This is a genomic window from Mucilaginibacter sp. UR6-11 (assembly GCF_020880695.1).
Lineage (GTDB): Bacteria > Bacteroidota > Bacteroidia > Sphingobacteriales > Sphingobacteriaceae > Mucilaginibacter.
This window is the reverse complement of record NZ_JAJIWO010000011.1, coordinates 1-14,567: the sequence shown is the minus strand read 5'-3', so window position 1 is coordinate 14,567 and position 14,567 is coordinate 1. Positions and strand designations below refer to the sequence as shown.

The following is a 14,567-nucleotide window of genomic DNA, read 5'->3' as shown; positions in this document are numbered from 1 at the left end:
AGCATGTCAAAATCAAGGCACACCACCAACCAACTAAGTACTACCTGCTGTTATTGCGGGGTTGGTTGCGGTGTGCTTTTAAATAAAGAAAAGAATGGCTCGGTTAGTTTAGCCGGCGACAAAGACCACCCGGTAAATAAGGGCGCACTGTGCAGCAAAGGCATGAATCTGCATCATACCGTAAATGATAAAACTGATCGCCTGCTATACCCTCAGATGCGATACAGTAAAAGCATGCCCATGCAGCGGGTTAGCTGGGATAGCGCCTTAGACCGTGCCGCCGCGGTGTTTAAAACTTTTATTAACAAATACGGGCCTGATTCTGTCGCTTTTTATGCTTCGGGCCAATGCCTTACCGAAGAGTATTACGTTATCAATAAACTCATGAAAGGGTTTATTGGCAGCAATAATATTGATACCAATTCGAGGCTATGTATGAGCAGCGCTGTTGCCGCCTATAAGCTGGCACTTGGCGAAGACAGTGTCCCGCTTTGCTATGACGATATTGAACTGGCTGATTGCTTTTACGTAACCGGTGCAAACCCGGCCTGGTGCCACCCCATCTTATGGCGCCGGGTAGAGGCGCACAAGGCCGCCAATCCGCAGGTAAAAATAATTGTTGTTGATCCCCGCGCTACTGATACCTGTAGCATTGCCGATCTGCATTTGCAGCTCAATCCCGGTACAGACGTCACGCTCAACCATGCCATCGGGCGGGTGCTGATAGAGAATGGCGATATAGACCTTGATTTTGTAACCAACCATGCCGAAGGTTTTGAGGCATACAGCAAACTGGTTTTTGAAAGAACTGTCTGCGAATCGGCTTTGATCTGTGGTGTCAGTGAAGCTGATATCCGCCTTGCGGCAAAATATATCGGCGAAGCAAAAGGCTATATTTCAATGTGGACCATGGGCCTTAACCAAAGTGCCATCGGCGTAAATAAAAATTTAAGCCTCATAAATTTGAACCTGATAACCGGGCATATCGGTAAGCCTGGTTCAGGTCCATTATCATTAACCGGTCAGCCAAACGCCATGGGCGGGCGCGAAGTTGGTGGATTGGCAAACCTGCTTCCCGCTCACCGGGATCTGGGTAATGCCCTGCACCGTGAAGAGGTGGAGAAATTTTGGGGCGGCACCCATATCAATCCTAAGCCCGGCCTTTCGGCAACAGAAATGTTTGAGGCATTGAACGATGGCCGCTTAAAAGCGATTTGGATATTGTGTACCAATCCTTTAACCAGCATGCCTAATGTACGTTTGGTTGAAGAGGCCCTAAAAAAAGCCAAATTTGTGGTGGTGCAGGAGATCACCAATAAATCAGAAAGTTTAGCTTTTGCTGATGTGATATTACCCGCCGCAGCCTGGGCAGAGAAGGAAGGAACGATGACCAACTCAGAACGGCGCATAAGTTATCTCAACAAAGTACTTGACGCACCGGGCGAAGCTTTGCCTGATGCCGAGATCATTTGTCGCTTTGCGCAAAAAATGGGCTATAAAGGCTTTGATTTTGAAAATGCTGCCGCCATTTATAATGAGCACGTACGCCTCACGACTAAAACCAATATTGATATCAGCGGCTTAAGCTATGAGATCTTAAAAGAGCGCAAAACAGTACAATGGCCCTATAAAAAGAAAACATCAGGCGCGGGCACAGCGCGCCTGTTTACCGATAAGAAGTTCCATACACCGTCGCAAAAGGCCATTATCCACCCGGTGGCAGATAGCCTGACCAGCGAAATGCCTGATCAGGATTTTCCTTTTATCCTGACTACCGGCCGCATCCGCGATCAATGGCATACCATGAGCAAAACCGGGAAGGTAAATAAGCTTAATCAGCATTACCCCCAATCATTTTTAGAGATTCATCCGGCGGACGCCGAAACGCTGCGCATAAACGAGGGCGACGTTACCGTAATAACTTCAAAACGGGGATCGGTACAGGTAAAAGCCAAAATATCAGCCCGGATAAAACAAGGTGTGGTATTTTTACCGATGCATTGGGGCAAAATACTGGGCAGCGATCTTAACCGCGCAAACAACCTCACCAGCGACAAGGTGGACCCTATATCGAAAGAGCCCGACTTTAAGTTTTGCGCCGTGCAGGTGGCTAAATTTAAAAAGCCTTTTCAGCGTATTGTGGTTATCGGCGCAGGTGCCGGGGCATACGGCTTTGTAAAGTCATACCGCGAATTAAATGGCGAAGACGAGATCACCATCTTCAGTAAAGAGAATTACCCGTTCTACAACCGGGTTATGCTGCCCGACTATATCAGTGGCGAACAGCAGTGGGAGCAACTGGTTAAAATGAAGGATGAAGAAGAACCCGAATATAAAATTAACCTGTTACGGGGTATCAGTATTGAGCGGATTGACCGCGCTAATAAAATCGTAGTTGATTCGCGGGGTGTGAAAACCAGCTATGATGTTTTGTTGATTGCCACGGGCAGCAGGGCGGCCGTTCCGCGGAACGTCCCCACGCTCCCGGGTATCTTTACCATGCGTAACCGGAATGATGCCGATAGTTTTAAAAAGCATGTGCCTGCAAACGGGCATGTGGTTATTGTGGGAGGCGGCCTGCTGGGCCTGGAAATGGCGGCTTCATTACGCGAAATTGGGATCAGGATCACCATTATACAGCGTACTTCCAGATTTTTAAACCGCCAGCTGGATGCATTGGGCAGCCAGCTTCTACACGAAGAAATGGCCGACCAGGGTTGTGATATTTATTATGACGACGAAATTCAGCTTTTTTACGGCCGCTCAAAACTAACCGGTATCGGCTTAAAAAGCGGGCGCAAAATTAACTGCGATGCCATGATACTGGCTATTGGCACCAGCCCTAATTTTGAAATAGCCAAAGAATGCGGGCTGGAATGCCGTCGGGGGGTGATTGTAAACGAGCGCCTGCAGACCAGCGACCCAAACATTTACGCCATTGGCGAAATAGCCGAGTTTAACGGCACCCTTTACGGTATTACCGCCGCCGCCGAGCAGCAGGCACAGGTAGTTGCCGCTTATATGAATGGGGATATAGCCAGTTATTATAAAGGCAGCCTGTTTATGAATATCATTAAGATTCACGGGTTTGATTTATGCAGCATAGGCTTACCCGAGTGCCCGGATGACGCCAATTATGAAGAAGTGGTATTTACAGACAAGGCCAAGCGCTACTATAAAAAATGCATCATCCACCAGGACAGATTGGTGGGCGCAATACTGATTGGCGACAAAAGTGAATTCCTGGAGTTTCGCGACCTGATTGCCAACCAAACTGAGCTGAGCGAAAAACGCCTGCAACTGCTGCGTAGCGGTAACAAAGCCGACCCTGTATTGGGCAAACTGGTTTGCAGCTGCAACAATGTCGGCACAGAAAATATCCGCAGGAAGATAGAAGACGGCTGTCAAAACATGAACGATCTGTGCGCCACAACGGGGGCGGGTACCGGCTGCGGATCATGCCGGCCGGAAGTTAAACGTTTACTTGACGAAGCATTAGAAAACCTGACAATGGCTAAAGCGGTTTAACTATGGAACATTTGATAAAAATAAACCTGCCCGGTGGCTTTATATCAGCGGGTGACCTTTATGAGATCCTGCTGATTGCAGAGAGCGCCGGCGCCGTAAACCTAAGGTTTGGCAACCGGCAGCAATTGTATTTTTCCATAACCGGCGACCGGCTGGAAGACCTTGAGCTGGATATGCTAAAATCAGAGATCAATTATGAGGTAGATGAGGATCAACATGCCAATATCATAAGTTCATATGTTGCCGACACTATTTTTAACTACCAGGAGGGATGGGTGCGTGAAGGGGTTTACAAAGATATTTTTGACCGGTTTGATCATCAGCCGCAATTAAAGGTTAACCTGGTTGACAGCCATCAAACCTTTGTGCCTTTTTTTAGCGGCAACATAAATTTTATCGCGTCGGGCGTCAGCAATTATTGGTATACCTACGTCCGGTTCCCAAAAACCGATAAATTGTATTGTTTCCCAACGTTGGTTTATTCTGAAGACATCCCCGCTCTTGCCAAAACTGCCGAAGACATCATCCTGCAAAAAAAAGAACTGTTTTATAGCCGGACTGATATTGACGAAGAACTATTTTATAAAACACTGGCAAAAAAATTAAATGTGGCTTTTCAGCCTGTAACGGAACCATTGAAGCTGCCGGATTTTCAACTACCTTATTACGAAGGATTCAACAAATACAGTAATAAGTATTGGCTGGGGATTTACCGTCGTCATGAGCTGTTTCCGCTGGAATTTTTAAAGGCGGTTTGTTTACTATGCTTAAAATCAAGGATAGGCCAAATTTATACCACGCCCTGGAAATCTATCATCATTAAGGGGATTGAACAGGCCGACCGTAATCAATGGGGTTTGATATTAAGCAAGTACCACCTCAACATACGCCATGCGGCAAACGAACTTAACTGGCAAATTGAGGACATCTGTACCGAAGGGCTGGAGTTAAAACAGCAGTTGGTACGGCAATTTGAAGAGGCCGACCTGCGCACTTACCAGCTTTGCTTTGCTGTTAAAACCCAACCTAAAACCGGATTGCAGGGTTCAATCATCCTAAAAAAAGACTATGCCGGGCTATATGACATTTTGCATACCCGTGATTTTAATCCAAATTTAAGGGACGAAGTAATTTATAAGCAACAGATTAAGCCCCGGGATCTGAGCAGCCATCTAATAGTATTGTGCCATGCGTTTTACGATGCGCAAAGCAACCGCCTGCAGACTGCCCCGCCGCCGGATGAAGCGCCTTCGCAACAAGACCATGCGATAATTTACCAATGCAACTGTTGCCTGAGCCGCTATGATCAATCATATGGTGACCCCGAAAATAATATTGAAAAAGGCATACCGTTTGAAACCCTTAAAGACTATGCCTGTCCGGTTTGTGAAGCCCCAATGACCGACTTTAGCCTCGTCACTGCTTAACCATATCGTTTCATTAAATCAGCGGTTGGGCTATTTCCAAAATTTCTGTCTCCATTCCAATTGCTCGTCGGGCGTTAAATAGGTCCAGGCAACAAAGCGGCTGGTTTTTTGGCCATGCGCCATGTTAACGGTTTTAACCTCTACTGCTTTATTCCATTTTAAGGCGTTATAAACAGTGGGCAGGCTGTCTTTCTTTGATACCAGCGTGGTAAACCAAAGACACTGTTGAGCAAACTGTGCGCTCTCATCTACCATGCGGCGGATAAATCCGGCTTCGCCACCTTTGCACCATAGCTCATTCTTTTGACCGCCAAAGTTTAATAACGTCGGCTTTTTCATTACACCCAGCTTTTTCCATTTGGTGGCGGTAGCATCCTGTGCTTCTTTAAATGAACCATGAAAGGGTGGGTTACAAATCGTCAGGTCAAAACGTTCGCCGGGCCTGATCATTCCCGTAAAAATATGATCGTTGCCGGTTTGCAGCCTAAAATCCATACTGCTTTCCAGCTCTTTATTTAAGGCAACGATATTCTTTGCCGAGCGGACCGCCACCGGATCAATATCCGTACCGGTAAACTGCCATTTGTAAACGCTGTTGCCAATTAGCGGGTAAACACAGTTTGCGCCCATGCCAATATCTAAAACATGGATCTTGTTTCCTTTAGGGATATTACCGTTATTGTTTTCTCTTAACAGATCGGCCACGTAATGAATATAATCGGCACGTCCGGGTATGGGCGGGCAAAGATACCCTTCTGGGATGTCCCAGCCATCAACGCCATAAACACTTTTTAGCAAAGCCTTATTTAAAGTCTTGACAGCGTCAGGGTTAGTAAAATCAACCGACTCGCTGCCATATTTATTGATACCAACAAACGCCTTAAGCTCAGGCACAGCTTTGCAGAGCTGCTTAAAATCATAACCCTGGCGGTGCCCGTTACGGTGATGCATATTCTCTTTTTCGGCAGGTTTCTTTGGCTCTTCGATGCTCATTTATGGCTGATGATGTTTTTTGCTAAGGTCGGTATTCTTAATTTAAAAAGGGCAATGGCATGCTTTGTAAATGCAGCCAATAATAGGTGGAGATACGATTGACTGATCCACCGAAAATGTGGATCAGCCGGATCACCAAAACAGAATAATAAATTGACAATGAGCTGTTTATAAAAAATGATGGATCACTTTGGATCAGTCGCCATACGTTAGCAGCATTGCTAAGTCGCTGCAAATAAGCCGCTTGTGTGTTTTTGTTGTTTTGCATAATCCGGAGTGGATCACCCCGGATGGATCACCCCGATGCAAATTTTTCAGGCGATAATAAGAGCTCAACATTATCGGTTTTACCCGCTTTTGTCATAACTTTAATCACCAATACAAGCCAATTATGAACAGTAATCTTAAATACCTGTTAACCGGGACGCTGCTTACTTGCCTGTCGGCGGTCAAAGCGCAGGATCTGCCGGTAAATGCCGGCCCGTTCAAACCTACCGAGGAGTCGTTAAAACAATATCAATACCCGGAGTGGTTCAGGGATGCCAAATTTGGTATCTGGGCGCACTGGGGCCCGCAAGCTGTACCGCGCCAGGGCGATTGGTATGCCCGCAATATGTATGAGCAGGGCAGCCGGCAAAACAAATATCATGTCGCCCATTATGGTACGCCGTCAAAATTTGGTTATAAAGATCTCGTACCCTTATGGAAAGCCGAAAAATGGAACCCCGAAAAATTAATGGCCCTGTATAAAAGGGCAGGCGCCAAATACTTTGTAAGCATGGGCAGCCACCATGATAATTTCTTTTTATGGAAATCGAAGATCCATAAATGGAACGCTTTTAATATGGGCCCGCACAAAGATGTGGTGGGTACCTGGCAAAAAGCGGCTCAAAAACAAGGGCTTAAATTTGGCGTGTCCGAACATTTGGCGGCCAGCTATACCTGGTTCCAGACATCGCACGGCGCTGATAAGGATGGTGAGTTTAAGGACGTTCCCTATGATGGCGCTGACCCGCAATACGCAGACCTGTATCACACCAAAGCGGCACCCGGCGATAACGGTTGGTTAACCACCAATCCCGAATGGATGAAAGAATGGTATACTGATGTAAAAGAACTTGTGGACACTTATCATCCCGACCTGCTTTACTCTGACAGCCAGTTGCCTTTTGGCGAAGTTGGCCGCAGCATGCTGGCTAATTTTTACAACGGCAATTTCGCTTATCATAACGGCGGCCCAACAGCGGTTTATAATTGCAAAGAAACTTCAAACGGCAAATGGGTGCAGGACCTGGAACGTGGCGTACAGGATAACATTAATCCCTACCCCTGGCAAACAGATACTTCTATAGGCGACTGGTTTTATCAAACCGGCCAAAAATATAAAACCGGCACCCAGGTTATACAAATGCTGGTTGATATTGTGAGCAAGAACGGCAACCTGCTTATTAACATTGTGCAAACCCCCGAGGGTGATCTTGAACCCGACGTACTAAATATAGTTGAAGAAATTGCTGCCTGGATGCCTGCCAATGGCAAAGGTATTTACGGTACCCGCCCCTGGAAAATTTATGGCGAGGGGCCCTCAACCATTAAAGAGAATCAAAAAAAAGGACAATTTTCGGGGCTGACCGATACCCGCGCTTACCAGGCAGGCGATATCCGGTTTACAACCAGGGGCAACAACCTGTACGCTTTTTGTATGGAGAAGCCCGAAAAGGATATCCGTATCAAATCCCTTGGGAAAAACTCAACGGTTAATGATAAGAAAATTATTAACGTATCACTTTTGGGCAGCAACCAAAAAATCAGCTGGAAACAGGAGGAGGATGCGCTGGTGATCACCAAACCTGCAAACCTGCCAGGCTGGACAGTATTGGGCCTGCAGATAGAACTGAATTAAACCGCTCAAAGACACATGGCCCGTTAAAGATCAGGTACCCAATCCTGGTCTTTTTTCGTCATTCCATATTGATAATAAACCCTATCATTTTGAAATGCTTATCATTTTAATAAAAACGGCGCAAAATAAATAAGCGCTCATTTACAGCTAATTAAAGGCTTTATTTTTCCGGCTCCATAACGGGCATATTTTTGGCTGGTCTGTTTGCATGGAAACTAAAATAACCTCGTCAGCCAATGTTCTGATCATTGATGACGAACAGGGGCTGGCGGCATTAATTGCCCGGATATTAGAATTGGAGGGCTTTCATCTGTTTAAAACGTTTACCGCTAAAGAGGGCCTCAAAACCCTGATGCTGGAAGATATACACGTAGTAATAAGCGACGTTAAACTACCCGATATAAACGGCATTGAGCTGGTTAAGCTAATTAAGGAGAAAAAGCCCTATGTTGAAATTATAAACCTTACCGCGCACGGCACCATTGCCGATGGCGTACAGGCCATAAAAAACGGCGGCTTCGACTATATTACCAAAGGTGATGATAATGACAAGATCATTCCCCTGGTTTACAAAGCCGCCGAAAAGGCCCAATTTCAATTAAGGGTGTTTAACCTGGAGGCGCGCCTAACCGGCAAGTATGATTTTGACCATATCCTGGGCAAATCAAAAGCGATAAAAGAATCTATTGAGGCGGCCAAAAAAGTAGCGCCCACAGATACCACCGTGTTGTTGCTGGGCGAAACGGGCACCGGCAAGGAAGTTTTTGCCGAATCGATCCATTATGAAAGCAAGCGCCGGCTGCAACCCTTCGTTGCGGTTAACTGCAGCTCATTTCCGTCTGAATTATTGGAGAGCGAACTGTTTGGCTACAAAGCCGGCTCATTTACCGGGGCATTAAAAGATAAAAAAGGGCTGTTTGAAGAGGCTAATAACGGCACCATATTTTTAGATGAGATAGGCGAAATGAGCCTTGAGCTGCAGGCTAAATTATTACGGGTAATAGAGAGCCGCACCTTTATTAAAATTGGCGATACGCAAACCACCAGCGTGAACATCCGCATACTGGCTGCTACCAACCGCGACCTGCAAAAAGAAGCCATGGCCGGCCATTTCAGACTTGACCTGTTTTACCGGCTATCTGTTTTCACAATCAACCTCCCGTCGTTAAATGAGCGTAAGGCGGATATCGAAATCCTTGCCAGACATTACCTTAAACAGTTTGCTGATAAAGTAAACATCAGGATTGAGCGCATGAGCGATGAATTTTTACAGGTGCTAACCCAGCACCATTGGAAAGGGAACGTACGCGAGCTTAAAAACGTTATTGAGCGGGTAGTTATACTGGCGGAGGATAAGACCATTGGTGCAGACCTGTTACCTATTGAGTTTAGAACCGCCCATGTGGATGCGGAAGCGCTTGACCTGGAATCCATAGAAAAACAACATATCTATAAGGTATTGAACCATACCCATGGTAATAAAACAGAAGCTGCCCGTTTGTTAAACATCGGCCTCACCACCCTCTACCGAAAGCTGGAGCATTATACACTACAATAATAACCTACCTATTTGATAAAAAACCCTTCCATTTTGGTAGGGTTTTTTTGTTTCCGGGTCGCAAACATTGCCTGTCATGCAAATAAGCCATTGATAATGAGATAATTAAAAGTAAAGCAAAAATCATGGCATTGGTTTGGCATCCGTCTTTTCATTATAAGAAAGCATTTGGGCTAGAAGTGCCATCAGGTTTTTAAATGACGCACGACATTTTATTAACTAAATGATTTTCAAAACTTTATAAAGCAAAACGCTCAATAACAATAAATAATAAAACATGAACACAATAATCCTTTTCCTGGCCATCCTGATATGCTGGTGGTTCATTTTTAAATCAATCGACTGGTTCGAAAAAATCTGAAAACTATGTTAGCACTATTCATCATTTCTATTGCGGTTTTTATATACATGGTATATGTACTGCTTAAACCCGAAAATTTTTAACTGAAACACAATGAACACAGAATTAACCGGAATCATTGCCTCATTCGCCATCACGCTTTTAATTGCGATACCCTTAGCTAAATACCTGGCTAAGATGTTTGCAGGCGAAAAAGTATGGACAGACTTTCTGAAACCACTTGAAAGAGGCATTTTTAAACTATCGGGCATAAACCCCAACACGCCGATGAACTGGAAACAGTTCCTGAAAGCCATGATGACCATCAACTTGTTTTGGTTGGTATACGGCTTTTTCGCTTTAATTTACCAGGATAAGCTGCCATTAAATCCTGATGGCAATCCCGGCCAAACGGCCGACCTGGCTTTTAATACCATCATAAGCTTTGTTGTAAACTGTAACCTGCAGCATTACTCGGGCGAATCAGGCGCCACATACCTTACGCAGCACTTCATCTTTATGTTTCTGCATTTTGTGAGCGCAGCTACCGGTATAGCCTCAGCCGTTGCGGTGTTTAAAGCTTTCAGGGACAAAACCACAGCAGATCTTGGAAACTTCTGGAATTTCTTTGTAAAATCCATCACCCGTTTGCTTTTGCCCCTATCTATAATTATAGCAATCATTTTAACCTTTAACGGCACACCCAGCAGCTATGCCGGTAAAGACAAATTTATTTCTTTACAGGGCGATACGGTAAACCTGTCGCGCGGCCCGGCAGCACAAATGATCGCGATTAAACACTTAGGTACAAATGGCGGCGGCTGGTTTGGCGCAAACTCGGCGCATCCGCTTGAAAACCCCAACTATTTAACCAACATGACCGAGATCATTTCACAATTCATTATCCCGGTTGCCATGATCCTGGCTTTTGGATATTTTATCCGCCGCAAAAAACTGGGCTGGGTAATGTTTGGGGTGATGATGGCCGGCGTATTGATGCTGATGCTGCCAACAATAAGCAGTGAGCTTGGCGGCAACCCGCTGATTGCCAAAATGGGCATAACCCAGCATACCGGCGCAATGGAAGGTAAAGAAGTAAGGTTCGGCCCTGCTGCTACTGCCTATTGGAGTACCTTAACAACCGTAACCTCCACCGGTTCTGTAAACGGGATGCATGACAGCACCATGGCATTAACCGGTTTATGGCAATTATTGGCCATGATGATCAACGGCTTCTTTGGTGGCTGCGGAGTAGGTTTATTAAATTATTTCATCTATCTCATTATAGCCGTATTTATATCAGGCCTGATGGTTGGCCGTACGCCGGAGTTTCTGGGACACAAGGTTGAGGCCCGCGAGGTAAAAATAGCCGCGCTGATAACCCTGCTTAGCCCTTTCCTGATCATGACCGGCACCGCTTTAGCCAGCTATGTATTTGTGGCCCATCAAAATATCGACTGGGCCGTAAAACCTTCGGCCTGGTTAAACAACCCGGGGTATCATGGTTTTTCAGAAATGCTCTATGAATATACCTCGGCAAATGCCAATAACGGCTCGGGCTTTGAAGGTTTGGGCGATAACAATATCTGGTGGAACGTATCTACCGGGTTTGTATTGATCCTGGGCCGCTTCCTGCCTATAATCGGCCCGGTTGCCATAGCCGGCCTGCTGGCTCAAAAGAAATTTGTGCCTGAGTCTGCCGGTACCCTAAAAGTTGATACCATGACTTTCGGCTTAATGACATTCGCGGTAATACTGGTACTTAACGCGCTGTCGTATTTCCCGGCATTGGCTTTAGGCCCTATAGCCGAACATTTTTCAATGCTTAAATAATTGCTCAAAATGAAGAATCAATCTAATAAATTATTTGAACCGGCTTTAGTGCAAACCGCGCTGGTACAGTCGTTCGTAAAATTAAATCCAAAGGTCATGATGCGTAACCCGGTGATGTTTACCGTGGAAATAGGCACCGCTATTATGCTGTATGTAAGCGTTTACAGTTACAGCAACCATAGCCAGGGATCTTTTGTATATAACCTGTCCATTTTTATCATCCTGTTGCTTACCGTATTGTTTGCCAATTTTGCCGAGGCTATTGCCGAAGCACGCGGCAAGGCACAGGCCGACAGCTTGCGTAAAACCCGCGAAGACACGCCTGCCAAAGTGGTGCTTGACAATGGCGCCGTAGTTATCCGCTCATCTAACCAGCTGGTTAAAGGCGATGTGTTTACCTGCGAGACAGGCGATATTATCCCTACCGACGGCGAGATCATCGAGGGCTTGGCTACCATTGATGAGTCAGCCATAACCGGAGAATCTGCACCGGTTATCCGCGAAGCGGGAGGTGATAAATCATCGGTTACCGGCGGTACCAAGGTATTGTCCGACCAGATCAGGGTACAGGTGACCACCCAACCCGGCGAAAGCTTCCTGGATAAGATGATAGCCCTGGTTGAAGGCGCGTCAAGGCAAAAAACACCTAACGAAATTGCCCTAACTATTCTGCTGGCAAGTTTTACGCTGATCTTTATCATCGTATGTGTAACGTTAAAGCCATTTGCTGATTATGCCAATACACCGATAACTATTGCGGCCCTGATTTCGCTGTTTGTTTGCCTGATCCCTACTACCATTGGCGGCCTGTTATCGGCCATTGGTATTGCGGGCATGGACCGGGCGCTTCGTGCCAACGTGATCACCAAATCTGGCAAAGCAGTAGAAACAGCCGGGGATATTGATGTTTTGTTGCTGGATAAAACCGGTACCATCACCATTGGTAACCGCAAAGCAACCCATTTCTGGCCGGCTTTAAATATCCTGCCGGATGACCTGGTGAGGGCCGCGGTATTATCGTCAATAGCTGATGAGACACCCGAAGGGAAATCTATTGTTGAGCTGGCACAAACAGGCAAACCCGGATTCTCGGTGCAAGCCCCGGACGGATCAACATTTATTAAATTCTCGGCCGAAACCCGGTCGAGCGGTATCGATACGCCGGACGGAAAATCAATCCGCAAGGGTGCTTTTGATTCTATCCGCAATCTGGCTTATAAAGCAAAAAAAGAAATTCCGGCAGATGTGGAAGAACGCGTAAAAGCGATCGCCTCTAATGGCGCTACTCCGCTGGTGGTTTCGCAGAATAACGAGATACTGGGGGTGATTGAATTACAGGATATTATCAAGCCGGGTATTGCCGAACGCTTTGAACGCCTGCGGAAAATGGGGATAAAAACGGTTATGGTTACGGGCGATAACCCGCTTACCGCCAAATTTATTGCCGAGAAAGCAGGTGTTGATGATTTTATTGCCGAAGCCAAGCCTGAAGATAAAATGCGCTACATTAAACAGGAACAAGCCGCCGGTAAACTGGTAGCGATGATGGGCGACGGTACCAACGATGCTCCCGCGTTAGCCCAGGCCGACGTAGGTGTAGCCATGAACAGCGGTACCCAGGCCGCCAAAGAAGCCGGCAATATGGTTGACCTGGATAATGACCCGACCAAGCTTATTGAGATTGTTGAGATCGGTAAACAATTGCTCATTACCCGGGGTACGTTAACCACTTTCTCCATAGCTAACGATGTGGCTAAATACTTTGCCATTGTGCCGGCTTTGTTTATGGCAAGTATCCCGGCGCTGGCAAGCATTAATATTATGGGGCTGCACAGTCCGGAGAGCGCTATCCTGTCGGCTGTGATATTCAACGCCATCATTATCCCCATGCTGATCCCATTGGCGCTGAAAGGGGTTGAATATATACCCATCGGTGCCAGCGCATTGCTGCGCCGTAACTTATTGATCTATGGGGTTGGCGGTATTATAGCGCCCTTCATCGGCATCAAATTAATTGATATGGTTATTTCTTTAATGATATAAAACTATGAAAACTTACCTCATACAAGCCATCAGGCTTACCGTAGTGCTTACCGTGTTATTATGTGTTATTTACCCGGTATTTATCGCCTTCGCGGGCAAATTATCAAAAGGCGCCGGCAACGGCGAAACCATCGTTGTAAACGGGAAGGTAGTTGGCTATGCCGCCGTAGGTCAGAGCTTTACCAAGCCGCAGTATTTCTGGGGCAGGCCATCCGCCGTAGCTTACAATGCCGCCGGTTCTGCCGGCTCAAACAAAGGCCCAAGCAACCCGGATTATTTAAAGGATGTGGCTAAACGTATTGATACGCTTTTAAAATATCATCCGTATTTAAAACGCAGTAATATCCCGGCCGAAATGGTTACCGCATCGGGCAGCGGGCTTGACCCCGACATATCGCCCGAGGCTGCACAGATACAGATAAAACGGGTTGCGGCCTATCGCAAGCTCGATGAAACCAAAGTGGCCAAACTGGTTGCCGACCATACCGAAGGTCCGCTGTTGGGGATGTTCGGTCCGTCAAAAATCAATGTGCTTAAGTTAAATGTGGCGCTTGACGGGTTAAAATAATCGTCGGGATACTATAACAATAAATTCGCCATCACGGGCAGCCGCTGGTGATGGTTTACGTAACTTACTAAAAATACATGAAAAAAATAATAATGATATGTGTGCTTGCCGTTACAGCTTTTACGGTTAAAGCCCAGGATACTGTTAAAACGACCAGTGATGCTCCGTTAGTTATTTTCGGTTCGGCGGATGCTTATTACAAATATGATTTTTCAGGTCATAACAACATTGCACTTCCGGCGGGAGGTAGTTATTATGGCAATGACCAGAATTCATTTTCAATAGGTATGATCGATTTTGGTTTTAAGAAGAAAGTAGGCAAAGCTGCTTTTGTAGGTGAATTATCTTTTGGCCCGCGCAGTGATGCTTCGTTA

Annotated in this window: 10 protein-coding genes; 9 read left to right on the top strand and 1 reads right to left on the bottom strand. The window is 46.1% G+C overall.

Annotation, left to right across the window (positions count from 1 at the left end; translation table 11 throughout):
- Positions 1-3 precede the first annotated feature (3 nt).
- Together LJ658_RS19180 and LJ658_RS19175 are read left to right on the top strand one after the other, a co-directional pair.
- Positions 4-3,528, top strand: a complete 3,525-nt coding sequence (locus LJ658_RS19180) for a nitrate reductase (RefSeq protein WP_230548170.1) — start codon at positions 4-6, stop codon at positions 3,526-3,528.
- Between the two features lie 2 nt (positions 3,529-3,530).
- Positions 3,531-4,955, top strand: coding sequence for a rubredoxin domain-containing protein (locus LJ658_RS19175; protein ID WP_230548169.1), 1,425 nt, complete (start codon positions 3,531-3,533; stop codon positions 4,953-4,955).
- Between the two features lie 30 nt (positions 4,956-4,985).
- On the opposite strand, the gene rlmF is transcribed toward LJ658_RS19175, so the two are convergent.
- Positions 4,986-5,948, bottom strand: coding sequence for a 23S rRNA (adenine(1618)-N(6))-methyltransferase RlmF (rlmF, locus tag LJ658_RS19170; protein ID WP_230548168.1), 963 nt, complete (start codon positions 5,946-5,948; stop codon positions 4,986-4,988).
- Positions 5,949-6,339: 391 nt separating this feature from the next.
- On the opposite strand from rlmF, the gene LJ658_RS19165 reads away from it, so the two are divergent.
- The 7 genes from LJ658_RS19165 to LJ658_RS19140 form a co-directional block, all read left to right on the top strand.
- Positions 6,340-7,851, top strand: coding sequence for an alpha-L-fucosidase (locus LJ658_RS19165; protein ID WP_230548167.1), 1,512 nt, complete (start codon positions 6,340-6,342; stop codon positions 7,849-7,851).
- Between the two features lie 208 nt (positions 7,852-8,059).
- Positions 8,060-9,409 carry a sigma-54 dependent transcriptional regulator gene (locus tag LJ658_RS19160; protein ID WP_230548166.1) on the top strand — a complete coding sequence of 450 codons (1,350 nt, stop codon included), beginning with the start codon at positions 8,060-8,062 and terminating at the stop codon, positions 9,407-9,409.
- 366 nt (positions 9,410-9,775) lie between these two features.
- Positions 9,776-9,853, top strand: coding sequence for a potassium-transporting ATPase subunit F (locus LJ658_RS20600; RefSeq protein WP_370633098.1), 78 nt, complete (start codon positions 9,776-9,778; stop codon positions 9,851-9,853).
- 10 nt (positions 9,854-9,863) lie between these two features.
- Positions 9,864-11,582, top strand: a complete 1,719-nt coding sequence (kdpA, locus tag LJ658_RS19155; RefSeq protein ID WP_230548165.1) for a potassium-transporting ATPase subunit KdpA — start codon at positions 9,864-9,866, stop codon at positions 11,580-11,582.
- A 9-nt stretch (positions 11,583-11,591) separates the two neighbouring features.
- Entirely contained in the window at positions 11,592-13,625 is a 2,034-nt protein-coding gene (gene kdpB / locus LJ658_RS19150) for a potassium-transporting ATPase subunit KdpB (protein WP_230548164.1), read from the top strand.
- 4 nt (positions 13,626-13,629) lie between these two features.
- Positions 13,630-14,193 (top strand): K(+)-transporting ATPase subunit C, encoded by a 564-nt coding sequence (locus tag LJ658_RS19145; protein ID WP_230548163.1) that lies wholly within the window; start codon positions 13,630-13,632, stop codon positions 14,191-14,193.
- A 77-nt stretch (positions 14,194-14,270) separates the two neighbouring features.
- On the top strand, positions 14,271-14,567 hold a 297-nt coding region (locus LJ658_RS19140), incomplete at its 3' end, for a porin (RefSeq protein WP_230548162.1).